This is a genomic window from Bradyrhizobium sp. USDA3010, from assembly GCF_056429065.1.
In genome coordinates, this window is the sequence record NZ_JBWJZD010000002.1 from 272,350 (window position 1) to 299,331 (window position 26,982).

A 26,982-nucleotide genomic window follows, 5' to 3' on the forward strand; every position below is an offset into this window, starting at 1 on the left:
CATGGCTGACAACAAGAAGCCCGCGAAAGCCCCCGACAGGAAAGCCAACCGGCGCGGCGCGGCACGCCTCGCCGCCGTGCAGGCGCTGTACCAGATGGACATTGGCGGCGCGGGTATCAACGACATCTTCGCCGAGTTCGAGAGCCACTGGCTCGGTAACGAGGTCGAGGGCGAGAAATATCTGCCGGCGGAAGCGGCGTTCTTCCGCGACGTCGTCTCCGGCGTGGTGCGCGACCAGGCCAAGCTCGATCCCTTGATCGACGAGGCGCTGTCGAAGGGCTGGCCGCTGAAGCGGATCGACGCGATCCTGCGCGCGGTGCTGCGGGCAGGATCCTACGAGCTCGAGCATCGCCGGGACGTGCCGGGCCGCGTGGTGGTTTCCGAATATGTCGACGTCGCGCACGCCTTTGTCGAGAAGGACGAGACCGGCATGGTCAACGCCGTGCTCGACCAGATCGCACGCCAGTTCCGCGGCGACGAGTTTGTGCGGGGCTGAACCACGTATTCCGCCGTCATCACCCGCGCATGCGGGTGATCCAGTACGCCGCGGTGGTCATTGGCAACAACAGCTTCCGCGGCGTACTGGATCGCCCGGTCGAGCCGGGCGATGACAGCTGAGGGGAAGGCGCGCGATATGGCAGAGCGTCACGACGGTCCCTCCGGCGAAGACTCCCTGATCGCGCGCTATTTCAAGCCGCTCGCGACCGATCCGGGCGCGTTCGGGCTCGACGACGACGCTGCCGCGCTGAGGGCGGCCGGCGAGGACATCGTGGTCACCACGGATGCCATCGTCGAGGGCGTGCATTTCCTCCCCGATGATCCGCCTGACACGCTGGCGCGCAAGGCGCTGCGGGTGAACCTGTCTGACATCGCGGCCAAGGGGGCAGCGCCGGCCGGCTTCGTGCTGACGCTGGCGCTGCGCCACGCCGAGGAGGCCTGGCTCAAGCCGTTTGCCCAGGCGCTCGGTGAGGACGCCAGTCATTACGGCTGCCCGCTGCTCGGCGGCGACACGGTGTCGACGCCCGGGCCGCTGATGATCTCGATCACCGCGTTCGGGCGGCTGCCTCAGGGCAAGATGGTGCACCGCGCAGGGGCAAAGGCCGGCGACCGCGTGTTCGTGACCGGCACGATCGGGGATGCCGCGCTCGGCCTCGATGTGCTCCAGGGCGGTGCGGTCGCGGCGGCACTGGGGGCCGATGCCGCCGGCCGGGATTTTCTTGCGGCCCGCTACCGAGTTCCGCAGCCGCGCAACGCCCTTGCCAAGGCCGTCCGCAGCTACGCCAGCGCGGCGATGGACGTGTCCGATGGTCTCGCCGGCGATCTGGCCAAGCTTTGTGCAGCCAGCGGTGTGACGGCCGTGATCAACGTGCCCAGCATCCCATTGTCGCCTGCGGCCGCGGGGCTGCTCGCGCGCAAGGCGATCGGGTTCGAGACCTTGGTCGCCGGCGGCGATGACTATGAGCTCTTGTGCGCGGTCCCGGGCGATCGCGCGGACGCCTTTGTGCGCGAGGCACGGCAGGCCAAGGTCGCTGTCACCGCCATCGGTGGCCTCATTGCAGGCCAGTCACCGCCAAGCTTCCTCGACGGACAGGGCAGGGAACTGGCGCTGAAGCGCCTGTCCTACAGCCATTTCTAGAACGTCCGGCCGAAACGCGCCGACTTTCCTTCTAAATTGCTGCCGATATCGGCGTTTTCGGCCGTAGGTGGCGTTGCACAGCGGTAACGATTTTGGCAAGGTCGCGCCCGATTTGAGGCAATCCGTTTTTGGGGAGGATTGTCCTCGCAAAATAAGCGCCTGCCGCCCCCTAGCGGCACAAAGAAGGCGCGGGGGTTACATCAAGGATCTGAGGCAACATTCAATGACAGCTTTATGGTTGATTGTGCTCTGCGGGGCGCTTTCCATCGTCTACGCGATCTGGGCGACGCAGTCGGTCTTGAACGCGGATGCGGGCAATGCCCGCATGCAGGAAATCGCGGGCGCGGTGCGCGAGGGCGCACAAGCCTATCTGCGGCGGCAATACACCACGATCGGCATGGTCGGTATCGTGATCTTCGTGGTGCTGGCCTACTTCCTTGGCCTTCTGGTGGCGATCGGCTTTGCGATCGGCGCCATCCTGTCGGGTGCGGCCGGCTTCATCGGCATGAATGTCTCGGTGCGCGCCAACGTCCGCACCGCGCAGGCGGCGACCACCTCGCTGGCCGGCGGCCTCGAACTCGCTTTCAAGGCGGGTGCGATCACCGGCATGCTGGTTGCCGGTCTCGCGCTGCTCGGCGTCACCATCTACTTCATCGTGCTGGTCAAGTTCATAGGGCTGGAGGCCGGTAGCCGCACCGTGGTCGACGCCATGGTGGCGCTCGGCTTCGGCGCCTCGCTGATCTCGATCTTTGCCCGCCTCGGCGGCGGCATCTTCACCAAGGGTGCGGACGTCGGCGGCGACCTCGTCGGCAAGGTCGAGGCCGGCATCCCGGAGGACGATCCGCGCAACCCGGCCACTATCGCCGACAACGTCGGCGACAATGTCGGCGATTGCGCCGGCATGGCGGCCGACCTGTTCGAGACCTATGCGGTGACCGCGGTCGCCACCATGGTGCTCGCGGCGATCTTCTTCGCCAAGACGCCGATCCTGGTGAACATGATGACGCTGCCGCTCGCGATCGGCGGCATCTGCATCATCACCTCGATCATCGGCACCTTCTTCGTCAAGCTCGGCGCCAGCCAGTCGATCATGGGTGCCCTGTACAAGGGCCTGATCGCCACCGGCATCCTGTCGCTGGTCGGCGTTGCGGCCGTGATCAACTGGCTGATCGGCTTCGGCAAGCTCGATGGCGTCGACTTCACCGGCATGGCGCTGTTCGAATGCGGCGTGGTCGGCCTCGTCGTCACCGGCTTGATCATCTGGATCACCGAGTACTACACCGGCACCGACTACCGTCCGGTGAAGTCGATCGCGGCGGCGTCCGTCACCGGTCACGGCACCAACGTGATCCAGGGCCTCGCGATCTCGATGGAGGCGACCGCGCTACCCGCGCTCGTCATCATCGCCGGCATCCTGGTCACCTACAGCCTGGCCGGCCTGTTCGGCATCGCGATCGCGACCGCCACCATGCTGGCGCTGGCCGGCATGATCGTCGCGCTCGACGCCTTCGGCCCGGTCACCGACAACGCCGGCGGCATTGCCGAAATGGCGGGTCTGCCCAAGGAAGTGCGCAAGTCGACCGACGCGCTCGACGCGGTTGGCAACACCACCAAGGCGGTGACCAAGGGCTACGCGATCGGCTCCGCCGGTCTCGGTGCGCTGGTGCTGTTTGCGGCCTATAATCAGGACCTCAAATTCTTCATCGCAGACTCCGCCAACCACCTCTACTTCAAGGGGGTCAATCCGGACTTCTCGCTCAATAACCCCTACGTCGTGGTCGGCCTGCTGTTCGGTGGCCTGCTGCCGTATCTGTTCGGCGCGATGGGCATGACGGCGGTCGGACGCGCCGCCAGCGCGATCGTTGAAGAGGTGCGCCGTCAGTTCCGCGAGAAGCCCGGCATCATGCAGGGCACCGACAAGCCGGACTACGGCAAAGCCGTGGACCTGCTGACCAAGGCGGCGATCAAGGAGATGATCATCCCGTCGCTGCTGCCGGTGCTGTCGCCGATCTTCGTCTACTTCGTGATCTATGCGATCGCGGGCGGCGGCGCGGCCGGCAAGTCGGCGGCATTCTCCGCGGTCGGCGCCATGCTGCTCGGCGTCATCGTCACCGGCCTGTTCGTCGCGATCTCGATGACCTCGGGCGGCGGCGCCTGGGACAATGCCAAGAAGTACATCGAGGACGGCCACTATGGCGGCAAGGGCTCCGACGCCCACAAGTCCGCGGTGACCGGCGACACCGTCGGCGATCCCTACAAGGACACGGCGGGCCCGGCGGTCAACCCGATGATCAAGATCACCAACATCGTGGCGCTGCTACTGCTGGCGATTTTGGCGCACTGAGCGGTACGACAAGACTGAATGCAAAACCCCGCGGTGCAAGCCGCGGGGTTTTTGTTTTGCATAGACTTGGTTCGGTGTACTGCCGAATTGATCGGCTTTCCGCCGACGAGATCCGCGACAACCAGACGCGAACAAAACGGAGATCAATCGATGTCACTCTCATCCGCACGGAACTATGCGCTCCGCGCCTCCAAATCGCAGGATCAGAAGGAGGCCATCGAGCTGTTGTCGCAGGCGATCCTGGAACTGGCGATGTCGATGGAAGCAACCGACGCGAAGATCAAGAAGATCAACAAGTCCTCGTAGCGTTGGCCGCACCGTGCTCCGGAGTGATAGAATTGTAGGGTGGATTGGCGAAGCGTAATCCACCGATAGGTCTAACCGCCGCGGCGGATTACGCCTTCCGCCTTCGCTCGTTGAGCTACGGCGGACGTGGTCGGCTAATCCGCCGTACGGTGCTGTGACAGCGGCGGTTACTTGACCTCCATCTGCAAGCCTTCCTTCTCGATGATGGCGGCGAACTTTGTGGTCTCCGCGCTGACGAAGTCGGAGAATTGCTGCGGCGTGCCGTAGTCGGCGCGCGCGCCCATGCCGGCGATGTTCTTCTTGACGTCGTCGCGCTCCAGCATCGCCTTGATCTGACGGTTCAACTCGTCGACCACGGGCGCGGGTGCCGTCTTCGGCAGGAACACGCCGAACCAGGAGGCGACGTCGAATTTGGCAAGCTCCGGCGCACCCTCGCGCATCACAGGCAGATTGGGCGCGGACTCGCTGCGCTCGGCCGTGGTGACGCAGAGCCCGTTCAGCTTGCCGTCCTGCACCTGCGGCAGCGACGGATAGAGATTGTCGAACAGGATCTGGATGTCGCCGGCGAGCCCGGCCTGCAGCGCTGGGCCGGCGCCGCGGAACGGCACATGCGTCATCTTCAGCCCGGTGAGTTGCAGGAACCAGGCGCCGGTGAGGTGAGGGCTCTGCCCGGTACCGGACGAGCCGTAGGTGAGCTTGTCGGGGTTCTTCTTCAGATAGGCGATCAATTCGGGGATCGACTTGATGCCGGTCGATGGATGCGCCGAGACGATGTTCGGGATCCGGATCATGTTGGAGACCGCCTGTAGCTGGTCGGCCTTGTAGGTCAGGTTCCGGAAGATGCTGAAGGCGATCGCGTTGGGGCCGGGATTGCCGATCAGGATGGTGTGGCCGTCGCCCTTGCTGCGCGCGACCTCCGCGGTGCCGATGGTGCCGCCGGCGCCGGAGCGATTCTCCACCACGACCGACTGGCCCCAGAGCGGCTGCAAATGCGCCGCCAGCAGCCGCCCCATCACGTCGGTCGAGCCGCCGGCCGCCGCCGGCACGATGATCCGGACCGTCTCGGACGGCCGCCAGTCGCCGGCACCGAGACTGGCACGCGGCAGGATCGCCGCCGCCGCCAATGAGGCCGCGCCCGACAATACCGTACGACGGGAAAATCTCCTGGCTCTCACGCGCTTACTCCCTGCTCAGGCTTCTTGTTTGCGAGCAAGCGTAGGTGACCGCTTGCCCGTGGGGCAAGCGACAAACTGGCGCAGTCCTTCAGGCCTTATTTTTTGAGCATGATCTTTTCGGAAAACCGCTTCGCACTTTTCCGGATCATGCTCTAGTTGAAGCTCAGCAGCTTGAAGAGCGGTGTCAGGTAGGACATTTCCTGGCCCGACGTCGGCGTGGTCCGGCTGACGAAGTCGAAGATCTTGCCGTCCTTCAGGCCGTAATTGGCAAGCCGGCGCACCTGGCGGTTCTTGTCGAAATAGACCGCGATGACGCGCTGGTCGACCACGCGCTGGTTCATGAAGGCAACCGGCCGCGAGGTCCGCTGCGAGATGTAGTAAAACACCTCGCCGTCGAGCGTTGCGACCGTCGAGGGCGTGCCGAGCACGATCAGCACCTGATCCTGGCTCGCGCCGATCGGAATCTGCTCGAGCGCTCCGTCGGGCAGGATGTAGCCCTTCTGGAATTGCTCGCCGGCGCAGCCGCCGAGCGCGGCGGCGCAGAACAGACCAACGACCGCGATGGCGCGGAAGCGCGTGAAGAACCCGCGCGCGGAAGCCGCGCGAGACTGTCTTGGAAGAGTGTGGTTCATCGGCGGAACTGATCCGTCCCCTTGCATCGGCCGGAGCATTGACGTACCGGGCAGCTCAATGGATTGCAATCATGCCGAGCTCCAATGGGCGAACCCTCAACAGGCGTCCTTTGGGGGGCCGGCAGCCGGAACCCGCTATGCTTTGGCCGTTCAATCACTTCAGAAGACCCCGGGTGCCCGCGCGCAGCACCATTGAGACCATCTATGGCATGATCGTGACGCAGGCGCGAGAACCGTTGTTTTACCGTGACTTGGGCGTTCCGGACACGGTTAATGGCCGTTTTGACCTGCTTCTGATGCATCTGTGGCTGGTACTGCGGCAATTGAAATCCGCGGAAGGCGGCGTTGGGCTGTCGCAGGCCCTGTTCGATCATTTCTGCATCGACATGGACGACAATCTCAGGGAAATGGGCGTCGGCGACCTCACGGTGCCGAAGCGGATGCAGGCTTTCGGCGAGGCCTTCTACGGCCGCACTGCGGCCTATGATCTGGCGCTGACGGACGGCGACGAGGCCCTGGCCCAGTCGCTCTGCAAGAACATCCTCAATGGTCAGAATATCGACAAGGCCCGCGAACTGGCCGTCTATGCCAGAGAGGCGATGGCGGTGTTGGCGCGCGCGGACCTCGCGGCGCTGACCCAGGGGGCATGGCGCTTCCCGGCGCCGCAAGCTGCGAGGACCACGGCATGAGCGGCGGCAGCACAGGACGGCCCGAAGCCGCGCGGGACCCTTGGCGCGTGCTGGTCAATGTCGCGCAGATCCCTGATACCGGCCTGCATCGCGAGATCGTGGCCGACGAGGCGACGCGCAAGGCGATCGCCGAGGTCGGCGAGTTGCGCGAGGTGGTCTCCGCGCGGGCGGCGTTCGATCTGCAGCCCAAGCGCGACGGCAGCTGCCACGTCACCGGCCGGGTTTGGGCCAGGGTCGGGCAGACCTGCGTAGTGACGCTCGATCCGATCGAGAACGAGATCGACGAGCCGATCGACGTGGTGTTCGCGCCTCCCGAGCAGATCCCGGAGATGGCCGACCTCGTCGACGACGCCGAGCAGGGTGATGAGGAGACGCCGGATCCGCCGGAGCCGATCGTCGGCGGCTTCATCGACATCGGCCGGCTCGCCACCGATGCGCTGTTTCTTGGCATCGACCCCTATCCGCGCAAGGCGGATGCGGTCTTTGAACAAGAGGTTGAAGCGCCTGATCCGGAAAATCATCCCTTCGCCGCGCTCAAGGCGCTGAAGGAAAAGGCGGACGGCAAGAAGCCCAAAGGAAGTTGAGGGGAGTTGAGGGAAGCTGACGGAATTTGAGGGCAGTTTGCTCCAACATTTGAGGGGATGGCTTGCCTGCAGGCCTGCGCGAGGGGGATTTCCGATTACTTCAAGTAAGTGTCATAATAGTTTGAAATATCATGTATTTCTGCTATGTCTTGATGTGTTGCGTGACGGTTCGGCGCCTCGCTTGTTTGTGGTCAAGAGGTTGTGTCGGACCGCGGACACGCTATTGTCGCGGCCCGGCGTTTCGCCGCGCGCCGGTGACGGCGGTGACTTCAAGCTCGCGGTCTTCATCTGAAGGGCTGTGGGAGAGCAGGCTTCCGGGACGTTCATGCCTCATAAGGTTCGAATCGCGCTTGACGCCATGGGGGGCGATGTCGGCGCATCGGTGGTCATTCCCGGCGCCGCGATCTCGTTGAGCCGTCATCCCGACAGCGAATTCCTGCTGGTCGGAGACCGGGCCCAGATCGAGCCGGAGCTTGCGAAACATCCTGCGCTGAAGGCGGTATCGAAGGTGATCCATACCGACGTCGCGGTGAAGAATGACGAGAAGCCGAGCCAGGCGCTGCGGCGGACCCGCAGGGCGTCGTCGATGTGGCTGGCGATCGATGCGGTGAAGCACGGCGAGGCCGACGTTGCGGTCTCGGCTGGCAACTCAGGCGCGCTGATGGCGATGGGCAGCATCAATCTGCGGACGTTGCCGGGCGTCGACCGCCCGGCGCTCGCTGCGGCGTGGCCGACGCTGCGAGGCGATTCGGTGGTGCTCGATCTCGGAGCCTCGATCGGCGGCGACGCCCGCCATCTGGCGACGCTCGCGGTGATGGGCAGCGCGATGGCGAGCGTGCTGTTCAACCTCGAACGGCCGACCGTCGGCCTGCTCAATATCGGGTCCGAGGAGATCAAGGGGCACGGGGAAATCCGCGAGGCCGCCGAGATGCTGCGCGCGATGAACGCACCCCAGTTCAACTATATCGGCTTTGTCGAGGGCGATGCGATCGGCAAGGGGCTCGCCGACGTGATCGTGTCGGAAGGCTTCAGCGGCAATATCGCGCTCAAGGCCGCCGAGGGCACCGCGCGCCAGATGTTCACGCTATTGCGCGAGGCGATGTCGTCGAGCTGGCTGGCGCGGATCGGCTATCTGTTTGCCCGCGGCGCGTTCCAGAAGCTGCGCGACAAGCTCGATCCCAACAAGTCGAATGGCGGCCTGCTGCTCGGCCTGAACGGCGTGGTGGTCAAGAGCCATGGCGGCATCAACGCGGAAGGCTTTGCCTATGCGGTGGATGTTGGCTATGAGATGGCCCACTACGATCTCCTCACCAAGATCAATCAGATGCTCAACCGCGATGGCGGCGCCCTGGTAAAGGCGCAGACCGCGCAGGAGGCTGTCTCGTGACTGCGATACGTTCGGTAGTGCTCGGCTGCGGCTCATATTTGCCGGAGCGGGTTTTGACCAATGCCGAACTGGCGAGCCGAATCGACACGTCCGATGACTGGATCGTGCAGCGCACCGGCATCAGCGAGCGGCACATCGCCGCCGATGACGAATTCACCTCGCATCTCGCCATCAATGCCGCGCGCGCCGCGCTCGCCGATGCCAAGATCGACCCCCAGTCGATCGACCTGATCGTGCTGGCGACCTCGACCCCCGACAACACGTTTCCGGCGACCGCGGTCGCAGTCCAGCACGGGCTCGGCATCAACCACGGCGTCGCGTTCGATCTGCAGGCGGTGTGCTCCGGCTTCATCTTTGCGCTGACCACCGCGGACAATTTCCTGCGCGCCGGGGCCCACAAGCGGGCCTTGGTGATCGGCGCCGAAACCTTCTCGCGCATCCTCGACTGGAACGACCGCGGCACCTGCGTGCTGTTCGGCGATGGCGCCGGCGCGGTGGTGCTGGAAGCGCAGCAGCATTCCGGCACGACCGACGATCCCGGCGTGCTGACGACGCATCTGCGCTCGGACGGACGCCACAAGTCGAAGCTGTTCGTCGATGGCGGTCCCGGCTCGACCAAGACGGTCGGCCATCTCCGGATGGAGGGCCGCGAGGTATTCAAGCACGCCGTCGGCATGATCACCGATGTGATCGTCGATGCGTTCAACGCCACCGGCTTTACCGCCGACGACATCAACTGGTTCATTCCGCATCAGGCCAACAAGCGAATCATCGATGCCTCGGCCCACAAGCTGCATATTGCGCCGCAGAAGGTGGTCTTGACAGTCGACAAGCACGGCAACACCTCGGCAGCCTCGATCCCGCTCGCGCTATCGGTCGCCGTAAGGGACGGACGCGTCAAGAAGGGCGATCTGGTGCTGTTCGAGGCGATGGGCGGCGGCTTCACCTGGGGTTCGGCGCTCGTGCGCTGGTAGCGCATCGTCAAAGAGTATCGGCAGGTTGCCGGCATCTTTCCAGCGCCCGGATGCTGGTCGCTGTTGACCATTGCGCGCTAAGCTTTTAATTTCAGTCAAGAAATTGTTCGCCGAGAGTGCGGGGCAGGCGATGACCACGGGAACCGGAAAAACAGTGACGCGCGTCGATTTGTGTGAGGCGGTCTACCAAAAGGTAGGTCTGTCGCGCACGGAATCGTCGGCGTTTGTCGAGTTGGTGCTGAAGGAGATCACCGATTGCCTGGAAAAGGGCGAGACTGTGAAGCTGTCCTCATTCGGCTCCTTCATGGTGCGCAAGAAGGGCCAGCGTATCGGGCGCAATCCAAAGACCGGCACCGAGGTGCCGATCTCGCCGCGGCGGGTGATGGTGTTCAAGCCGTCGGCGATCCTGAAGCAGCGGATCAATGGCCATGCCGTCACCAATGGCGACGGCAGCAAGGCCGACTAGCGCGTTTTCAAGCGAAGTGGATACCCGGTTCGCGTGAAGAAAACGCGCCAAAACCCGAATGCGGAGCCCCGTTTCGATCGGACGGGAGGGGTTCCAGGCATTGAGGCAAGAGGAGCGGGCATTTGGACAAGGCGCCGGATGCGTTCCGTACCATCAGCGAAGTCGCAGATGAGCTCGATATTCCCCAGCATGTGCTGAGATTCTGGGAAACGCGCTTCGCGCAGATCAAGCCGATGAAGCGCAGCGGCGGACGCCGCTATTATCGCCCCGACGACGTCGACCTGCTCAAAGGTATCCGCCGGCTGCTCTACGGCGAGGGCTACACCATCCGCGGCGTGCAGCGGATCCTGAAAGAGCACGGCATCAAGTCGGTGCAGGGCATCGCCGACCAGACCGCCGCCGTCTCGTTCGGCGCGGTCGAGGAGGCGGTCGGCAACAGCATGGCCGAGCCCGACGATCTCCAGAGCAATGACGGCCTCGATTTCGACGGCGAGGAGGGCGACGGGGACGAGGGGGGAATCGACTACCGATTCGTCGATCCCGACGTGGATCCGATCCTGTCGACCTACAAGGCGCACGCCCACCCGGGCAAGGCGTCGGCTGCGCCGCCGGTGCGCCCGACCGTTCCGCCAGTCGATCGGGAGCGGCTCGAACGCGTGCTGCAGGAACTGGTCGCCTGCCGGCAGCTGATCGATGCGGCGATGAAGGACGGCTGAGCCAAGGAAGCCGTCATGGGAACCGGGCCCGGATTGCAGCCCTCAAAGGGCTTGCTCCGCCTTGCGCGAACGCAGGATCGCAGCTAATGGAACGGCATCGGAGCGTGGCGCAGCCCGGTTAGCGCACTAGTCTGGGAGACTAGGGGTCGGAGGTTCAAATCCTCTCGCTCCGACCATTTTTCAAAGCATGCGATGTTGAGAGCATTCGGGCGTTGCTCGCCGCCCGATGCGGCCATCGTCAGGTCTCGAAATCCATCGCGGCGATCAGGCAGGCCTTTTCCATGCGGTTGTTGAGCATCGCAAGCTTGGCCGTGAACTCGGCCAGTTCGGGCTCGCTGAATTCCTCGAACACGGTCTTCTTGAACGCCTTGTGCTGGTCGGCGAGGCCCGCCAGATGCTTTCGGGTCTTGTCGGTCAGCGACAGGCGGACCACGCGCGCATCGGCCGGGGAGGGCGCGCGGCGCAGCAGCTCCTTCTGCTCGAGCAGCTTGGACTGCGTGGTCACGAACGACGGATCGACATGCAGCAGCTTCGACACCACGTTGATCGGCACGCCGTCATCCTTGTCGAGGTCCGAGATCGCGATCAGGATCATCCATTGCGGACCGCTGACGCCAAGCGCCTTGCCCCAGAGCTGGCGGACCCGTTCAAGATGCGAGTTGATGGACGAGATCTCGAGCGTAAAGCGCTTGATGATGTCGAGATTCTCGATGGCGCGCAGACGCGCCTGATCCTTCCTGGTCACTGACACAGCTTCCCCTTCCCTAGGTGCCGACTCAGCTTTGTGCTGATTTATTTCTTGATTCCCGCGTCGGCGGGACTTTTTTTCTAGTAAGTCGCTCAGGAAGGCAAGTGAACGTAAAGCAATTATGATGCGTATGTGACCGTTCGGCTATTTGGGGTGCGACAAATTTGCCCATGCAGGTAAGGGGCTTAAGTCGAGCGTTGCCGGCGAGACACAGTGTGGCCGCATTCGTATTCCTGACTTTATAAACTATTTTGATTGGGCAACTCGCCCATGCATATTGAACCCGGCGGTAGGGGAATCTCGATCGTCCCGTTGCGGTGATCGTTCAAGTCCGTCGCACACCACAGATTGATCTGAGGGTGCGAGGTTTGGGGAAAACGGTCTTGGACAATGCGGGAGGATCACGGGGCGCTCGCGACCCGGACTCTACGCATATGAGCAACTTGGAGGTTTGATATGAAATTGGCGAAGAGCCTTATTCTGGGCTCGGCCGCTGCGCTGGTCGCGGTCGGCGGGGCACAGGCGGCCGATCTTCCCGTTAAGGCCAAAGCGGTCGAATACGTGAAGGTTTGCTCGCTTTATGGTCCGGGCTTCTACTACATCCCCGGCACCGACACCTGCATCAAGCTCGGCGGCTACGTGCGCGCCGACTTGGTCATCAACGGCAACAGCGTCTACGGCCCGAACTACAATGGCGCCAGCGGTGCCAACAACCGCTTCACCAACGGCTACACCTGGCGTTCTCGTGAAGACCTGAACATCGATACCCGCACCGCGACCGAGTACGGCGTGGTCCGTACCTACTTCGATGCGGTGTTCACCTGGACCTCGGACAGCTACGGTCCGGGCGCTGCCGCCGGTTCGACGATCTATTCGCCGATCGGCACGTCCTCTGCTCCGAACAACGCCAGCTCGGGCAACGTTGCGGCCGGTTCGGTCGGCGTCTACTACGCCTTCATCCAGTTCGCCGGCTTCACCATGGGTAAGGCGGTCTCGCAGTTCGCCGCTCCATGGACGGGCTATCCGGGCAACAACTATGACGGTCTCGTCGGCGGCGTGAACACCACCAACGGCGTGAACCAGTTCACCTACACCGCGCAGTTCGGCAACGGCGTCTCGCTGGCTCTGTCGGCGCAGGATCAGGTGGCGTACTCCCAGGCCGGCGTGAACAACCTCGGCGCCGGTGGTGCCTATGGCTCGAGCGACTTCGCCGGCACGATTGCGCCGGACTTCATCGCCGCGCTCAAGGTGGACCAGGCTTGGGGTATCTTCCAGGCGTCGGTCGCGGCGCATGACAATCACGCAGCCTACTACGGCGGCACCGAGTTGACCGGCCATCCGGACGACAAGTGGGGCTGGGCTGGTGCGCTGGCCCTGTCGATCAAGAACATCCCGACCGGACCCGGCGACACCATCAACATCCAGGGCGTCTACACCGACGGTGCGACCCGTTACAACATCCAGGACCTGGCCAGCCAGGCCGGCTCGATCGCGATCTACAGCGGTTCGAACCTCCCGGGTGCGTATGGCAGCGTCGGCTTCGGCACTGCGCCTGACACGGTGTTCGGCCCCGGCGGCCAGCAGCAAAGCATCAAGACCTGGGGTATGCGCGGTGCGTACACCCACAACTGGGATCCCTACTGGAACACCAGCATCTACGGTGCTTACGCTGCTATCTCGTACAACGACACGGCCAAGGCCCTCATCTGCGGCGTTGGCGGCGTGGGTGGTACCTTCCGTGCCGCGTTCGCCGGTGGCGCTGGCGTGACCAACTGCAACCCCGACTACAACATCGCGCAGATCGGTGTGATCACGCGCTGGACCCCGGTCAAGAACCTGACCTTCTCGGCCGACGTGACCTACTCGCATCTCGATCAGAAGTATTCGGGCGTAATCACCACGTCCGCTGCCGCGGTCGGCAAGCCTTCGGCGATCTACGAGCTGAAGGATCAGGACACTGTCCAGATGCTCCTCCGCGCTCAGCGCAACTGGTAATACCGGTTGATCTGATCACGATCCTACAGAACCCCGGCAGGCAACTGCCGGGGTTTTTCACTGACTGGAATAGGTAGCGGAAGATTGGCTGCGTCATTTCGGTCCAGGCGAACAACGAAGACGTGCCATGCGATTCATTCGCGGCAAATTTATTTACTTACCTGATCTACTAAACTATATACGTGGCGGCCAACACATTGAATGATGGCTCTTAGCTCATGCTAAGCCTCCCAAACCTCCGGCAATGCCCTGCCGGAGGTTTTTGATTCAAGGCGCGGGGGATCGTGACGCGCGCGACGGTCGCAAACAGCTGCTCGCAGCAGGGCCCGCACCATCTCATCGATTCAATGTCGTCAAGATTTGACGGAATCGATCCGCAGTGCATTCTCGTCATTCATGGGACGCTTCAAGAACAGCCGCCTGGCTCGGATGAGCAGCGGCCATTACTGCTTGATCCGGGATCTCGGGCTGGTGAAGGGTGGCAAGGGATTGCGGCACCATGAGGTTGTCATCGACTTCTCGTGGCGCGGCCTGCTCAAGCTTGTCTTGAGCGTTGCCAGCGGCGTGCTGCGACGGCGCGCGCCCGTGCGGATCGAGACGGCCGAATAGCGCGGAGCGGTCCGGCGTCCGACCTGGCGTTCAACGGGGGCGCGGACAAGCGTTCGAGATCGGGCGACATCGCATCTGATCGCGCGCATGCGATGACGATGTATTGCGCCACGCCGCTTCTGCCCTTGTCTGATCTGATCAGCGTGAGCCGTCGGCGCAGGCGCCGTCGCGGGGCTTCGGCGGTGTGACCTCGGCGGCAGCGGCTGTAACGGCAATGCCGGCCGCGATCGCCATCAGCGTCGTTACGACCAATCCATTCAGATCTGCACGATCGTTGTCTCCGCTTGTCGATGTCGGATTGTTCGCTGCGCGGAATGACTTCGTTACAGCGCCGGCTGCCTCGATCTGCTGCTGCCGGCACACTTGCGCGTGAAGGGCGGGCGCCGTTGCTGCGCGATAATTCGGTGATGTAGAGTGCCGCAGCCAAGCGGCTGCGACTGCGATCCGCGCTCCAGCCGAAACCAAGAACAAGCAGGGCAAGAAGAATCAAGGAAGGAACGGATCTCACATGAAGGATTTTGCCGGAAAGATTGCCGTCATCACCGGTGGCGGCACGGGCATGGGGCGCGAGCTGGCGCGGCAGCTCGTTGCTGAAGGATGCAATGTCGCGATGTGCGACGTCTCGGCCGAGGCGATGGCCGAGACCAAGCGGCTCTGCGAGGTCGAGAAGCTGCCGCAGGGCCTGCGCATCACCACCCACGTTGCCGACGTCTCGATCGAGGATCACTACAAGCGCTTTCGCGATGAGCTGATCGAGCAGCAGGCGACCGACAAGATCCATTTGCTGTTCAACAATGCCGGCATCGGCGGTGGCGGCAGCCTGTTCACCAACACGCGCGAGCAGTGGGAGCGCACCTTCAACATCTGCTGGGGCGGCGTCTATCTCGGCGTCCGCACCTTCCTGCCGCTGCTGGTGAAGGCCGACGAGGCGCATATCGTCAACACCTCGAGCGTCAACGGCTTCTGGGCCTCGGTCGGCATGGGCGTGTCGCACACCGCGTACAGCGCGGCGAAGTTCGCGGTGAAGGGATTCACCGAGGCGATGATCAACGATCTCCGGCTCAACGCGCCGCATGTCAAATGCTCGGTGGTGATGCCCGGTCACATCGGCACCTCGATCGTATCGAACTCGCGCAAGGTGCAGAACGGCGCCGACCAGCTCAATCCCGACGAGCTCAAGCAGGCCCGCCAGCGTCTGCAAGGGCAGGGCATCGACGTCGCCAAGATGTCGGATGCCGACATCCAGCAGCTCGCGCTCGACCGCGCTCGCATCTTCCATGACGAGGCACCGACCTCGGCGGCTGCCGCCGCCAAGATCATCCTCGACGGCGTGAAGGCCGAACGCTGGCGTATCCTGGTCGGCGACGATGCGCATCTGCTCGACGAGCGTGTGCGCAAGACCCCGGAGCAGGCCTACACGCCGGAGTTCTACCAGGGCATCGTGGCGGCGACCGGCTGGAAGGTCGGGTGAACCAGCGATCCGGTTCTGATGGATCAGAACCGGACCTGCTTCCCGTTTTGACGCGGTGTGCGTCGCGCGAAACGCTACCCGCGCATCGCGCGCTGCCGTGACCCCGCCTGATAGGCGAGGCGGCAATGCCCGGAGCAATAGGGCATGCCGCCGAGCGGCGTGTTGCCGCAAAAGCAGAAATCGTCGGCGCCCGGCGTGCTGATCGGCCAGCGGCAACGTTGCTCGCTCAGCTCGAACAGCGAGCAGTTGTTGGCGCTGACGATCGTCGCATCGTCGGGCTCTTGTTCGTAGGCCGCCTGCAGCAACTGGAGCTGCTGCTTCGCGGTCGCCCGTTGCGCGGCGTGCGCGGTGTGCGCGGTGGATTTCTTCCGCCTTGCCCGGCGTTCGTCCGGCGTCGTGCGCGTGAGGTTCAGCCGCGACAGCTTGCCGATCACCGCATTGCGGCTGACGCCGATATTGACGGCGATGTCGCGGCAGGAGAGGCCGGCTTCAAAGTAGATCTTGAGTTGGTCGACGCGCTCCGGCGTCCAGGTCGGCTCGATGGTAATCATTTTGACGGTTCCACGTTCTGTTGAACCGCCGCGCCGACGCACACGTCGTCAGGGCGTGCGTCCGTTGTCGCGGATTGCAAGCAACCCGTCCTTGATGGCGAGCCGAATGCCTTCCTCGATCAATGTCCGTGCGACGCCCGGGACGCTCGTGCCGTGGGTGCCCTGTCTCACCAGCTTCTCGAGATAACCAATGGTCGAGAGCGCCAATGTGACCGGGACGCGGTCGGTTTCGGCCTTTTCTGTAGCCATGAGAAAACGCTTAACCCTGAACGCCTGTACTGAAAAGTATCTATTTAGAGTCTATTTAGGAGTATGGCAGTCCGTCAAGCCATGAGCTGTGAAACGGCACGCGCACGCTCGCCCGCGCCGGAAGCTGGTTCCGACGCGGCGCTTTGGTAAAATTAGATATATGAATCAGTTTGTTATGGCCGTAACTCGACCTTGACTGGGAACTTCTTGAGAAGCCGCTCAGCTGTTTCGGCCTTGTCCGCAGGCGCGCTCACGCTCAGGTACAGCCCGCGGGACGGGTCGGTGATGGCCTCGACACTGACCTCGCCGGACAAGCCTTCCCGAGCCAGCAGCTCGCGCGCGGCTTCGCCGGCGGCGATCTCGCGCAGCTTCGGCTTGAAGATCTTGCCGACCGGCGTGACCGGCATCTCCGGGATCACCGACACCACGCGCGGCCGCGCGGGCGGCTCCAGGATGTTGTCCTGCACGAAGGCGGCGAGCGCGTTCGGATCGATATGGGCGCCGGGCTGTGCCGAGACGAACAGCATCGGCACTTCACCGGCGTAGGTGTCGGGACGCCCGACGGCCGCGGCCAGCGCCACGCCCGGAAACGCCAGCGCGGCATCCTCGATCGCCCGCGGGTCGATGTTATGGCCGCCGCGGATGATGACGTCCTTGGCGCGGCCCAGGATGTAGACGAAGCCGTCGGCGTCGATCCGGCAGATGTCGCCGGTGCGCAGCCAGCCGTCGCGGAACGCCTCTTCGGTCTGCTTCTTGTCGACGTAACCGGCGAATACCTGCGGGCCCCTGGTCAGGAGCTCGCCGACCGGCGAGGGCCACGGCCCGGTGTGCAGCTTGCCGCCTTCGAGGATCGCGAGCTCGACCAGCGGATTGCGGGTGCCGACGCTCTCGGCGCGTGGCTTGACGCCGTGCACGTCGTGGGTGATGGCGCCGGCGAGCTCGGTCATGCCGTAGAGCTGCTGGATGCAGGCACCGCCCCAGGTCGCGAGATAACGCCGTTCGATTTCCGGCGGGCAGATCGAGGCGCCGGTGGCGGTGACGCGGAGGGTCGAGATGTCGCTGTCCGCGACCGGGATGTCCGCCAGCGCTCCGAGCGTGGTCGGCACGTTGCCGGAGATGTTGACGCGGTATTTCTCGACGATCTTCCAGAAGTGCGTGATCAGTGACGGATCGCGGGCGCCGGCCGGGCCGGGGATGAAAATCGTCGTGCCGGCGGAAAGGCAATTGGCCGTCGTGCAGAACAAGCCACCGACATGGAACAGCGGCAGCGTGATCATCGCGCGCTCGCCGCGATGGAAATCGAGCGCCATGCGCGAGGATACGGTGGAGGCGACCATCGCGCGGTTGGTGAGCTGCGCCACCTTGGGATGACCTGTCGTGCCGCCGGTCGGCAGCATTACCGCGACGCGGTCGGCCTCGCTCATGTCCTTGGACTTGCCGTAGTCGTCGCGCCACGCAGGATCAGGCCGCAGCACCTCGCCGTCGAACGCAATGCTGCCGTCGAGCGGCACGATCACGATGCGCTTGAGCGACGGCACCTCGCGCTGCAGGCCTTCGACCCGCTCATAGAGCCCGCCCGGCGTGCCCGGCGGCGGCGCCAGCAACAGCTTTGCCTTGATGGCGTTGAGCTGCGCGACAATCGCCTCGCGCGTGAACAGCAAATTGAGCGGCTCGGCGACACCGCAGGCGGCCGCGCCGAAGATCGCGACCACGGTCGCGGGACAGGCCGGGAGCAGGACGGCGACCGCGTCGTCCTTGCCGATGCCCTGGCTGCGGAAATAGTTCTCGGCCGCCTTGATGCAGCCCATCAAATGATCGTTCGAGATCACGACCGGGTTGGGATCGAGCGGCGAACGCAGATAGATCGCGGCTTCCGCCTCAGGCGCGCCCTGCGGACCGCGGGCAATGAGATCGAGGATGCGCGGGCAGGCGGCGAGCGTCTCCTGCATCTCCTTGTCGCGCGCAGCCTCGTCGGCCGGAGAAAGCCTGTCCTTCAGCATATTCGTCCCCGTCCACTTTTGTTCGTTGGGAGGGGGATTGTATCGAGCCGCGCTTCCGGAACACAAGTGCGGCTTATCGATCGGCCGTCAGCCGTGAACGACCGATTTGGCGATCATGCAGTGAATGCCCTTGGAGCCGTTGACCGTCTGCGTGACGCGCAGGTCGGCGGCCAGGCTGCACAGCGTATAGGCGTCCTCGCGCGACAGATTGCGCTTCTCGCCGAGCAGCACGATCATGTCGCGCAGTGCCCGCACCACGCACTGGTCGAGATCGGGATCCATCGCCATGGTCATGTAATGGTCGGCGGTCTCGGCGCGCGGATAGGCGAGCTTGAGATCCTTGCGCAGGGTCAGGCGGAAGCGGCCGGCGAGCGCGGTCTCGATCGCGGTGACGCAGACCTCGCCGTCGCCCTGCACGCCATGGCCGTCGCCGCAGGAGAACAGCGCGCCCGGCACGAACACCGGCAGATACAATTTGGCTCCGGCCCCGAGCTCCTTGTTGTCGAGATTGCCGCCCATCGCGCGCGGGATCAGCGAGGAGATGCGGCCCCAGGCCGGCGGCGGCGACACGCCCATCACGCCGAAGAACGGCTTCAGCGGCAGGTCGAGCCCCCACGGCATGCGGCCGACCATGCGCGCGCGATCGAGCGGGATGTTGAGGATGCGGGTCTCGTGGAAATCGTCGGGCAGGGTGCCGGACAGCGGCTTGATCAGATTGTAACCCCAGTCCTGCCGGAGCTGGACGTCGAGAATATCGACCTCGAGCACGTCGCCGGGCTCGGCACTGCTGATCGCGATCGGGCCGGTCAGGATGTGCCCGGGCACCATCCGCTCGTTCTTCGCATGAATGTCGTCGAGCTCCGGCGGCACATAAAACTTGCCGCGGTCCGGCACCACGTCGGGGCCGCCGCTGACGGTCTCGATCGTGACCTCGTCGCCGCTCGCGATGGTCAGGACCGGTTTCAGCTTTGCTTCGAAGAAGCCCCAATGGCAGGTTTCGGGACTGGATTTCAGATGATGATGGGGCGGATTGCTCATCCATGAGACTCGTTGATTGGCCTTGATTGGCGATGATTGGTGGAAACGAAACCTTCAACTTATCAAGAAGTTAGCCTAAAATTCGAGGGATCGCGGATGATCGTCCGGGATCGTCAAAGAGCCCTCGAAACGTAACCTCAAACCTAGCATCGTGATCCATGACTGACCCGGACAATCGGCCTCCCCGCGATGCGAAAGCCAAACTCGATCGCGCCCTTAAGCTCCTCGCCCACGTGAAGGGGAATGCAAACGAGCATGAAGCCGACAATGCCCTGCGGTTGCTGCGGAAGCATTTGGAGGAGAGCGACGTATCGCTCTCGGACACTAAGGGCAAGTCAAGGGAGTCCACGAAGGGCCGTCGCAAAAAGACCAAGACTCGAAAAAGGAATGGCGTTGAGGAAGTTGTCAACGACCTCGTCTGTTTGTTCACGGAGCTGGACATCCCCAAACTCCAGCTCAAATTGCGTGAGGGGGAAGCCGTGCAGACCACATACCGGGACGAGAAGCCATCCGGGTTGATACTGGTGCTCAACGTGTCTGGCTCCAGGGCTTGGCGCGTCAGCTTTTACAATAAGGCGCTCGGCAAGATGCGAACGGAGCACCTTGGCTATTTCCGGCCCGGCGCTTCGGATCATATGGGTGTGAAAGCTGCGCGCAATGCGGCCGCGAGGTTCAAGTCCAACAAGGATAGCATCCTAGCCGACAGGGCGAAGCAAGCCGACGCAAGCCGGGAAAGTTTCGAGGTCGTCGCCGAGCGCTATCTCAAGCGCTTCGTTGACGGAAAGCTGCGGACAGCCTCCCAAATCCGCAGGATGGTCGAGAAGCTTTACCCGGTTTGGGGAAAAAAGCCGTTTGAAGAAATCAAACGATCGGACGTGTCGAACCTTCTTGACGATATCGAGGAGACTCGGGGACAAAGAACCGCAGACCTCACGCTCGCGGTGCTGCGCCGGATGATGGCGAAGTATAGTGTCTCCCATGACGACTATAACTCCCCCATGCGACCTGGCTTGGCCCGGATCGAGAACCCGAGCGACCACACCCGCGAACGAATTCTCAGCGATGATGAAATCAGGGCCATGTGGAAGGCCTGCGAAGGGTTGGGGACGTTTGGAAACTTCTGCAAGCTGTTGTTGTTGACAGCCCAGCGTCGGACCAAGGTCGCCACGATGAAGTGGGATGACCTCAACCGCGACGTCTGGTCAATCGCGACCGAAGATCGTGAGAAGGGCAACGCCGAACGATTGAAGCTGCCCAAGGCTGCACTCGCGATCATCGAGGCGCAACGAGAACTTCTAATCAATGACTTCGTCTTCTCCGCAGCCACTGTCGGACAACGCGGCAAGCCGGGCCAATACTTTGGGTCACTGACAGCGTTCAGTCAGGGCAAGGCGGCCCTCGACAAGCGGATGTTGGAGGAACTCCATTCCGTCGCCGTTCAACGTGACGACAAATCGATGTTGGCATTCGTCGCGAAGATCAGAGCGCTGTTTGCGGCCATTGAGGCCGAGAAAGACGACAAGGCCAAGAAGAAGTTGAAAGCTGAACTGAAACGGCTTTGGTGGATTCTCCATGACCTCCGGCGGACAGCACGCTCGTTGATGTCACGCGCGAAGGTCCGGCCTGACATTGCGGAACGTGTCCTGGGACATGCGATCAAGGGCGTAGAGGGCACTTACGATCGCCACAGCTACGACAACGAGCGAGCACAGGGGCTTGTCGCCCTCTCGACGCTGATTGGCCGCATCTTGGAGCCCCGAGGCGCAGGGAACGTAGTGCCCATCTCGCGATAACGTCCAGCGCAGCAGGAGCAGCATCCGTGAGGAAATCTGCGCGGACACGCCCCAGACGCGGAGGACGAGGAGAACCGCTCCATGCTGCTCCCCAGCGCGTTTTTCCCTAATGGGATTTCATAACTGGAAAAGATTTTCCTGCGTCCGCGGTAAGCCCCTGTAAGATCGTCCTAATTCGCGGCGCGTCACCGTTGATCGCGATTAATCGATTTGTCACATTCAATGCAGGCCACAGGAGTGGCGCGCAGGCTCGTTCATCATGGTTGGGCGGGATGCGGTAGCTATTGGATTGTTGTCATGGAGAAGTCGAAGAAGCCCGTCCGCACCGTTGTTCCTCGCGGACCAAACAAGCTGAAGGAGATCACCGAAGTACGAAAGCTCGTCTCGCGCAAGGAGGCCGCTGCAATCCTCGGCTATCATCCCGACTCCGTAAAAAAGTTGGAAGAGGGCCGAGGCGGTTCGTTGGTCGTGATCCGCCTGCACCCTAAAGCCCGCACCGTGTTTTATCGGCTCGCGGACATCAATCGCATCGTCGGCGCGCAAAGTTAGCGTCGCACCGAGCATCGTCAGAACTCCATCAACGTCATCGTGAAAATGCAACGACCCCGCTCAGCGTCAACTGGGCGGGGCCTCATTGTGCGTCATCATCACTGACGTCCGCGAAAGACATCAACAATGACAATCGTATCCAAGAAGCGACCGGCCGACAAGCCGACGATCGCGCGGGATCAATCGAGAAAAAGATCAGCGCCGAAGACTACTAGGCCCAAAGAGACGTTCGCGATGATCCCGCGAGCCCTGACACAGAACCCGGCGCAGTTCGGTCTCGGCATCATCGAATTCTCGTTGCTCGCAGGATTGATACGAGGCGCGACCAGACGATGGCTAGAGACGCTCGATCTCAAGGCGAAGCCCGCGGGTGACCGCGCAATGGTCAGATATCAGCAAAAGCATGGAAGGAAATATGGAGCACTCGCAAAGCAAGCGAGAAGCCGCGGCTACCGTGCACGTCTCGCGCAATTGAAGACCACGTTACGTCCACCCGTCATCTTGCGGTTTGATCTTTCGGCATCCACGATGCTGGCCCATTCCGGTTTGTCTGACAGCGCCGCGAACTTGTCCAAGATGGACGCAGCGCTCGCGAGACTGCGGAAGCCAATTATCGACAACAAGCCCGCTCCCTTGATCAACTATCGCATCCTCGATGAGGGAAAGATACGGTTCGCGGTATCGGGTGATTGGATTGATCGCGATCTCCCGAGAGTCAAAGTGCCGATACCGCTCCCGACGAAATCCAGAACGGCGCTGCATCTACTGCTGTTCCTACGGGCGATGAGCGACGGCCCGTACATCAGGCTGTCCAAATTGTGCGATTGGATCGGCATGACACCCTGCGCTCCATTTGAGCAGGCACGTCGGCTTGATCGCGCGTTATGGGCCGTCATCAATTGCATCGAGCATAACCAGACCAAGTACTCGCCACGCTGGAATGACATTCCGAGCCACTACGCTATGAAGATTGAGGATGATCGCGTCTATTTCGGCCAGGTTCGCCGAGGGCGTTCCCATGAATAACGCTTCCGTCCTGCTGACGCGGTTTTTCCTGTCACGCTCCGTCCTGCTGACGTGGCTTGGAGAAATGCTCCGTCCTGCTGACGTGGTGCTTCCGTCCTGCTGACGCGATTGAGTGTGACGATAAATGAAAGAAACCGCTGCAAGAGAGGCACAAATGGAATTCAAGCCGCCTCCCTATATAGAATACATCTGTTTAGATCACACTGTATTGAGAGCACACTTGTAAGAAGGAAATGGCGCTGCGCGCCGATCCTCACTTCGTTCGATCAATGGAGAAAGGAAAAATGAAGCGAGAAAGATTGGACAGCCTCAGAATGAAAGAGGGCAAGCACCCTCGCTGCAGGAAGGCGATGGTTTTCGTCTACAGCCCGGAGTCTCGGCAGAAGAGGGAAGAGCGCCTCGCCCGTGACAGGAAGCGCTCCCACAAACGGCGGTGCGAGAAAGCCGCCCCCGCCACGCTCGTACCAGCAGACCCGATTTTCATCCGGCTGATGAAAACGATCTCGGAGCGTCGGAACGACGACAAGAGACATTGGGAGACGCTGAGCAGCTATCTAGCCACGGGAACAACGCGACGCAGCATCGTCCGGGAACGACTCCATGCGCGCGTCACACACCCGGAGAAATAGGGAAGCAGCATGGAAGCGATTTGCGCGGGATCGGGGCACAGGACCGCGGATCGACGCAATGCCGCCCAGGAACTGCTCCGCTGCGCAGGAAGCCGCCCCAAAATGAATCACGGATGACGGAAAGGACCTAGATGGGCGCACGGGATGATGAGGGCCTCTATGATCACGCTGGCCCGGGAGCCAAACGACGTCGCATGCGACTCGATGAAATTCCACGCACGCTGACATCGAAGACAAACAGACCGAAGCGGCCGGAGCCGAAACACCGTCAGCAAGAAGCCCAAAAAGGAGAAACGACGACGGCGCGGGAGATCACTGGACAGGGACTCAAGAACAAAATCCGTTGCCTCACGCTTCAATCTGATTCATTCCGCGAGGTGCACGACGAATTGCAGCGCGGCGGCATTTCGGTCAGTGGCATCACCGTCAGCAATGTTCGCTCGGAGATGCGCGAGATTGTGAAGCTCCTGATCGAGGAAGGATTGCTGGACAAACAGCGGCTTGAACGTTATCGGCGCCGGCATCAGCGCGATCAGAAGCGGCGAGGGTGAGGGCAGGACTGGGGGACGCGGACGCCAGATTTACATCCCCATTTTTGGTGCGAACCACACATTCCGTTGCGTCGAGAAATTATCGACGCGCGTCCCTTGCGCCGCCTGATTTGGGCGAGTGCGGCGAGTTCTCATGACTCTCTATCACGTGGCGAAGCATAGAAAGCCCTGTCATTAGTGGCTTTCTGCCAAGGGGCTAGTCCTGAGGCGAGGTCCGAGGTTACGTTTCGCGCCCAAATCAGGTTCATTTTGCAGATGCCGTATTTGCGCATGGATTGATCGAGGAACGCGGGAAGACCGAAGATGCATGGCACCCTGAAGAAGACAACGCGAACACGCTCTGCCGTCACGTCAGGAGCGCGCTTGTTCGCTGAGCGGCTTGATCTACGCACCGCTCACGGCATGCGCTTCAAAGACTTGGTCACGATCTACATCCATGACGCAGGAGGCGAGGGCAACATCACGGAGTCCCAGCGTGCGCTGATTCGGGACATAGCGCTGCTCCAATGCCAGCTTGAAGACTTGCAGGCCGAATATGCGCAGTCTGGCAAGTTCACGACGAAAGACCGTGTTGAGTATCAGCGCATCGCAAACTCGATGCGACGCCATATGCGAGACGCTGGCTTGACCGCCGTCAAGCGTGATGATGATGACGACGATCTAGACCCGCTGGAATATGCCAAGCGTGGCGGCTCTCGTCATTCACACGGTGAACGCATGGGGGACTGAGATGGACGCATCTGCACAAGGCAGCATCGTCAGCGCGGCATTCACGCTCGATCCCGGCTCAGCATCGGCCACACTCGACCGGGCGATGACAGAGGCCGAGGCGATCCAGCATGACAATGCAGTCGCCATGGCATTCATACTATCGGGGGATTGATGAGCACTCGTCGTCATCGTGAACGCCTTGACGACACTCAGACCACCGCCACACCTCAAAGACCAATCAAGCTTCCGGCTCCTCGCTCTCGCGACTTCACACTGCTGGACGCAATCGCGGACCCCAATGTGTTCGCGAAGTTCTTCCCCGATCCGGAAAGCTGGTTGAGCTGGAAAAGCTTCATCTGTGCGGCCTTCGGCTTGCCGATGTCGGACGAGGAACTTGCGATCTATCGAGCCTGTACAGGCCGCACCGATCCTCCGACCGAACAGGCTCGTGAATGCGTCCTCGTTATCGGCAGACGCGGCGGCAAGTCGCGCATCCTCGCACTGATCGCGACATGGCTCGCTGCTTTCCATGACTATCGCCAGTATCTCGACGAAGGCGAGCTTGGTGTCGTCCAGGTTCTCGCGGCAGACAGGGATCAAGCCCGCGTCATCTTGCGCTATGTGCGTGGCTTCATCAAGAAAGTCCCGATGCTCTCGCGCAAAGTGCAGCGTGAGACGCAATGGGGCATCGAACTGGCGAACTCCATCTCCATCGAGATCGTCACGGCATCTTTCCGTTCAGTTCGCGGCCGAACCGTTGTGGCAGCGCTGTGCGACGAGATAGCGTTCTGGAATGACGAGGGGGCAAACCCCGACGTCGAGGTCATCAATGCAATCAGGCCCAGCATGGCGACCCTCGCAGGTCGATCAATGCTGCTGCTAGCATCGTCACCTTACGCTCGTCGGGGCGTGTTGTACGATGCTTATCGTCAGTACCACGGTAAGGATGATCCTCGCGTTTTAAGCTGGCAAGCCGCAACCGAGGTCATGAACCCCTCGATTGATCCCGCGTTCCTCGCCGAGCAGTACGAGCGTGATCCAGTTTCCGCGGCAGCAGAATATGGCGCTCAGTTCCGGATTGACGTCGAGGCCTTTATTGCACGCGAGGCAGTCGAGGCCGTCACATCGGACGAGCGCGAGCGGCCTTATCTGGCTCAGTTCAGGTACAGCGCTTTCGTCGATGCGGCTGGAGGCTCTGGTAGGGACTCCTTCACGCTTGCGATAGCGCACTCGGAGAACGGCGTATCGGTGCTCGATCTGGTGCGGGAGTTTAAGCCGCCATTCAGTCCCCGCGAAGTCGTCGAAAAGTGCAGCGCCGATATAAAGGCGTATGCCATCAGCAAAGTCTCGGGAGACAGATACGCGGGGGAATGGCCCCGCGAACAGTTTCGCGAGCACGGCATCACATATGAGCCCGCCGCAAAGCCCAAGAGTGCGATTTACGGCGAATTCCTGCCGTTGCTGATGTCGAAGAAGGTCGATCTCCTCGATCATCCGAAATTGATCAATCAGTTGTGCGGGCTGGAGCGCAGAACTGCGCGATCCGGCAAAGACAGCATCGACCATGCTCCTAACGGTCACGACGATATAGCGAACGTCGTGGCTGGCGCAGTTACGGGTCTCCGCACGCGAAAGTTCGTGGCCGATTACAGCTGGGCGATTTCCGATGAGGAGATGGAGCGAAAGCGCAGTTTCGGCGCAGAAAGACTAAGCGGCTTTCTAACTTCACGAGGACTTTGACATGAATACCAACGACCACGAAATCATCGACCGGAATGGCAAACGCGTCACGCGCAGCAACATCGTCGAAGATGGCGATGTCATGCGCGTTCCAGTTCGGCTGATGGACAACGGCAATCCGGCTCTGATGGCGGCCATGGCAGCCGCACGGACGGCAAAGCGTATCGAACAGTTTGACGCGCACGGAGCAGGCCATCGGCCCGGCTTTGGCGTTTTGGATGCTGCGGCGGGCACGGAACGAGAGCGCCTCCGCGATCAGCGTGATGCTGCACTTTCGAATGCCTGGCGTAATCCGCCTCGGGTCATCGATCAGCAGTTAGCTCAGTCGCGCGACACGCGTCCGGGCACTCTCACGCACGACGAACTGTTGGCCTGCCGGGACAAGCGTCTAGAAGATAGTTGGAAGCAGTGAG

29 protein-coding genes and 1 tRNA gene are annotated in these 26,982 nt (G+C 62.2%); 23 read left to right on the forward strand and 7 right to left on the reverse strand.

What is annotated here, in order from left to right:
* The first annotated feature begins 1 nt into the window (after position 1).
* The 4 genes from nusB to AC066Y_RS04340 all read left to right on the forward strand — a co-directional run bounded on the left by nusB (position 2) and on the right by AC066Y_RS04340 (position 4,286).
* Positions 2 to 496, forward strand: coding sequence for a transcription antitermination factor NusB (nusB, locus tag AC066Y_RS04325; RefSeq protein WP_092114726.1), 495 nt, complete (start codon positions 2 to 4; stop codon positions 494 to 496).
* Between the two features lie 111 nt (positions 497 to 607).
* Complete coding sequence (gene thiL, locus AC066Y_RS04330) at positions 608 to 1,636, forward strand: thiamine-phosphate kinase (protein ID WP_478272803.1); 1,029 nt, start codon at positions 608 to 610, stop codon at positions 1,634 to 1,636.
* Between the two features lie 223 nt (positions 1,637 to 1,859).
* Positions 1,860 to 3,980 carry a sodium-translocating pyrophosphatase gene (locus AC066Y_RS04335; RefSeq protein ID WP_478272804.1) on the forward strand — a complete coding sequence of 707 codons (2,121 nt, stop codon included), beginning with the start codon at positions 1,860 to 1,862 and terminating at the stop codon, positions 3,978 to 3,980.
* Positions 3,981 to 4,130: 150 nt separating this feature from the next.
* A complete protein-coding gene (locus AC066Y_RS04340) occupies positions 4,131 to 4,286 on the forward strand; it encodes a hypothetical protein (protein WP_171947607.1) in 156 nt (51 codons plus the stop codon).
* A 167-nt stretch (positions 4,287 to 4,453) separates the two neighbouring features.
* Here the strand turns inward: AC066Y_RS04340 and AC066Y_RS04345 are convergent, their stop codons facing one another.
* The gene (locus tag AC066Y_RS04345; RefSeq protein ID WP_478272805.1) at positions 4,454 to 5,461 is read right to left on the reverse strand and encodes a Bug family tripartite tricarboxylate transporter substrate binding protein; all 1,008 of its coding nucleotides are present in this window, start codon (positions 5,459 to 5,461) and stop codon (positions 4,454 to 4,456) included.
* A gap of 152 nt (positions 5,462 to 5,613) precedes the next feature.
* Positions 5,614 to 6,093, reverse strand: coding sequence for an outer membrane protein assembly factor BamE (locus AC066Y_RS04350; RefSeq protein WP_478272806.1), 480 nt, complete (start codon positions 6,091 to 6,093; stop codon positions 5,614 to 5,616).
* 137 nt (positions 6,094 to 6,230) lie between these two features.
* Here AC066Y_RS04350 and AC066Y_RS04355 point away from each other — a divergent pair, with 137 nt between their 5' ends.
* The 7 genes from AC066Y_RS04355 to AC066Y_RS04385 all read left to right on the forward strand — a co-directional run bounded on the left by AC066Y_RS04355 (position 6,231) and on the right by AC066Y_RS04385 (position 11,085).
* Positions 6,231 to 6,782 carry a ubiquinol-cytochrome C chaperone family protein gene (locus AC066Y_RS04355; RefSeq protein ID WP_478272807.1) on the forward strand — a complete coding sequence of 184 codons (552 nt, stop codon included), beginning with the start codon at positions 6,231 to 6,233 and terminating at the stop codon, positions 6,780 to 6,782.
* On the forward strand, positions 6,779 to 7,366 hold the full coding sequence (locus tag AC066Y_RS04360; protein WP_478272808.1) for a YceD family protein: 588 nt from the start codon (positions 6,779 to 6,781) through the stop codon (positions 7,364 to 7,366). The genes AC066Y_RS04355 and AC066Y_RS04360 overlap by 4 nt, the downstream gene beginning before the upstream one ends.
* 325 nt (positions 7,367 to 7,691) lie before the next feature.
* On the forward strand, positions 7,692 to 8,753 hold the full coding sequence (gene plsX / locus AC066Y_RS04365) for a phosphate acyltransferase PlsX (RefSeq protein ID WP_092114721.1): 1,062 nt from the start codon (positions 7,692 to 7,694) through the stop codon (positions 8,751 to 8,753).
* Complete coding sequence (locus tag AC066Y_RS04370) at positions 8,750 to 9,727, forward strand: beta-ketoacyl-ACP synthase III (RefSeq protein ID WP_478272809.1); 978 nt, start codon at positions 8,750 to 8,752, stop codon at positions 9,725 to 9,727. Before plsX ends, AC066Y_RS04370 begins: the two co-directional genes overlap by 4 nt.
* Before the next feature lie 130 nt (positions 9,728 to 9,857).
* The gene (locus AC066Y_RS04375; protein ID WP_021079083.1) at positions 9,858 to 10,193 is read left to right on the forward strand and encodes an integration host factor subunit alpha; all 336 of its coding nucleotides are present in this window, start codon (positions 9,858 to 9,860) and stop codon (positions 10,191 to 10,193) included.
* A gap of 122 nt (positions 10,194 to 10,315) precedes the next feature.
* Positions 10,316 to 10,909, forward strand: coding sequence for a MerR family transcriptional regulator (locus tag AC066Y_RS04380; RefSeq protein WP_456722795.1), 594 nt, complete (start codon positions 10,316 to 10,318; stop codon positions 10,907 to 10,909).
* Between the two features lie 98 nt (positions 10,910 to 11,007).
* Positions 11,008 to 11,085, forward strand: a tRNA-Pro gene (locus AC066Y_RS04385).
* Between the two features lie 62 nt (positions 11,086 to 11,147).
* On the opposite strand, the gene AC066Y_RS04390 is transcribed toward AC066Y_RS04385, so the two are convergent.
* Positions 11,148 to 11,660, reverse strand: a complete 513-nt coding sequence (locus AC066Y_RS04390; RefSeq protein WP_456722824.1) for a MarR family winged helix-turn-helix transcriptional regulator — start codon at positions 11,658 to 11,660, stop codon at positions 11,148 to 11,150.
* A 453-nt stretch (positions 11,661 to 12,113) separates the two neighbouring features.
* Between AC066Y_RS04390 and AC066Y_RS04395 the strand changes: the two genes are divergently transcribed.
* The 3 genes from AC066Y_RS04395 to AC066Y_RS04405 all read left to right on the forward strand — a co-directional run bounded on the left by AC066Y_RS04395 (position 12,114) and on the right by AC066Y_RS04405 (position 15,732).
* Entirely contained in the window at positions 12,114 to 13,652 is a 1,539-nt protein-coding gene (locus tag AC066Y_RS04395; RefSeq protein ID WP_456722825.1) for a porin, read from the forward strand.
* Positions 13,653 to 14,048: 396 nt separating this feature from the next.
* Positions 14,049 to 14,261 carry a hypothetical protein gene (locus AC066Y_RS04400; RefSeq protein ID WP_050400924.1) on the forward strand — a complete coding sequence of 71 codons (213 nt, stop codon included), beginning with the start codon at positions 14,049 to 14,051 and terminating at the stop codon, positions 14,259 to 14,261.
* A gap of 508 nt (positions 14,262 to 14,769) precedes the next feature.
* Positions 14,770 to 15,732, forward strand: a complete 963-nt coding sequence (locus AC066Y_RS04405) for an SDR family oxidoreductase (RefSeq protein ID WP_478272810.1) — start codon at positions 14,770 to 14,772, stop codon at positions 15,730 to 15,732.
* A gap of 74 nt (positions 15,733 to 15,806) precedes the next feature.
* Here the strand turns inward: AC066Y_RS04405 and AC066Y_RS04410 are convergent, their stop codons facing one another.
* The 4 genes from AC066Y_RS04410 to AC066Y_RS04425 all read right to left on the reverse strand — a co-directional run bounded on the left by AC066Y_RS04410 (position 15,807) and on the right by AC066Y_RS04425 (position 19,570).
* Positions 15,807 to 16,283, reverse strand: a complete 477-nt coding sequence (locus AC066Y_RS04410) for a GcrA family cell cycle regulator (protein ID WP_478272811.1) — start codon at positions 16,281 to 16,283, stop codon at positions 15,807 to 15,809.
* Positions 16,284 to 16,331: 48 nt separating this feature from the next.
* Entirely contained in the window at positions 16,332 to 16,532 is a 201-nt protein-coding gene (locus AC066Y_RS04415; protein ID WP_016844973.1) for a hypothetical protein, read from the reverse strand.
* A 173-nt stretch (positions 16,533 to 16,705) separates the two neighbouring features.
* On the reverse strand, positions 16,706 to 18,532 hold the full coding sequence (locus AC066Y_RS04420) for an AMP-binding protein (protein WP_478272812.1): 1,827 nt from the start codon (positions 18,530 to 18,532) through the stop codon (positions 16,706 to 16,708).
* A gap of 87 nt (positions 18,533 to 18,619) precedes the next feature.
* Positions 18,620 to 19,570, reverse strand: coding sequence for an acetamidase/formamidase family protein (locus AC066Y_RS04425; protein ID WP_478272813.1), 951 nt, complete (start codon positions 19,568 to 19,570; stop codon positions 18,620 to 18,622).
* Between the two features lie 158 nt (positions 19,571 to 19,728).
* Between AC066Y_RS04425 and AC066Y_RS04430 the strand changes: the two genes are divergently transcribed.
* The 9 genes from AC066Y_RS04430 (at position 19,729) to AC066Y_RS04470 (ending at position 26,981) form a co-directional block, all read left to right on the forward strand.
* On the forward strand, positions 19,729 to 21,363 hold the full coding sequence (locus tag AC066Y_RS04430) for a tyrosine-type recombinase/integrase (protein WP_478272814.1): 1,635 nt from the start codon (positions 19,729 to 19,731) through the stop codon (positions 21,361 to 21,363).
* Positions 21,364 to 21,660: 297 nt separating this feature from the next.
* On the forward strand, positions 21,661 to 21,912 hold the full coding sequence (locus AC066Y_RS04435; protein ID WP_478272815.1) for a hypothetical protein: 252 nt from the start codon (positions 21,661 to 21,663) through the stop codon (positions 21,910 to 21,912).
* 126 nt (positions 21,913 to 22,038) lie between these two features.
* Complete coding sequence (locus AC066Y_RS04440; RefSeq protein ID WP_478272816.1) at positions 22,039 to 22,938, forward strand: hypothetical protein; 900 nt, start codon at positions 22,039 to 22,041, stop codon at positions 22,936 to 22,938.
* 233 nt (positions 22,939 to 23,171) lie between these two features.
* On the forward strand, positions 23,172 to 23,567 hold the full coding sequence (locus AC066Y_RS04445) for a hypothetical protein (protein WP_478272817.1): 396 nt from the start codon (positions 23,172 to 23,174) through the stop codon (positions 23,565 to 23,567).
* 194 nt (positions 23,568 to 23,761) lie between these two features.
* Entirely contained in the window at positions 23,762 to 24,118 is a 357-nt protein-coding gene (locus AC066Y_RS04450) for a hypothetical protein (RefSeq protein ID WP_478272818.1), read from the forward strand.
* Between the two features lie 303 nt (positions 24,119 to 24,421).
* Positions 24,422 to 24,847, forward strand: coding sequence for a hypothetical protein (locus AC066Y_RS04455; RefSeq protein ID WP_478272819.1), 426 nt, complete (start codon positions 24,422 to 24,424; stop codon positions 24,845 to 24,847).
* 1 nt (position 24,848) lies between these two features.
* Positions 24,849 to 25,001: a hypothetical protein gene (locus AC066Y_RS04460; RefSeq protein WP_478272820.1), complete on the forward strand. Its 153-nt coding sequence runs from the start codon at positions 24,849 to 24,851 to the stop codon at positions 24,999 to 25,001.
* Positions 25,001 to 26,569 carry a hypothetical protein gene (locus AC066Y_RS04465; RefSeq protein ID WP_478272821.1) on the forward strand — a complete coding sequence of 523 codons (1,569 nt, stop codon included), beginning with the start codon at positions 25,001 to 25,003 and terminating at the stop codon, positions 26,567 to 26,569. Before AC066Y_RS04460 ends, AC066Y_RS04465 begins: the two co-directional genes overlap by 1 nt.
* Position 26,570: 1 nt before the next feature.
* The gene (locus tag AC066Y_RS04470) at positions 26,571 to 26,981 is read left to right on the forward strand and encodes a hypothetical protein (RefSeq protein ID WP_478272822.1); all 411 of its coding nucleotides are present in this window, start codon (positions 26,571 to 26,573) and stop codon (positions 26,979 to 26,981) included.
* The last annotated feature ends 1 nt before the right edge of the window (position 26,982 follow it).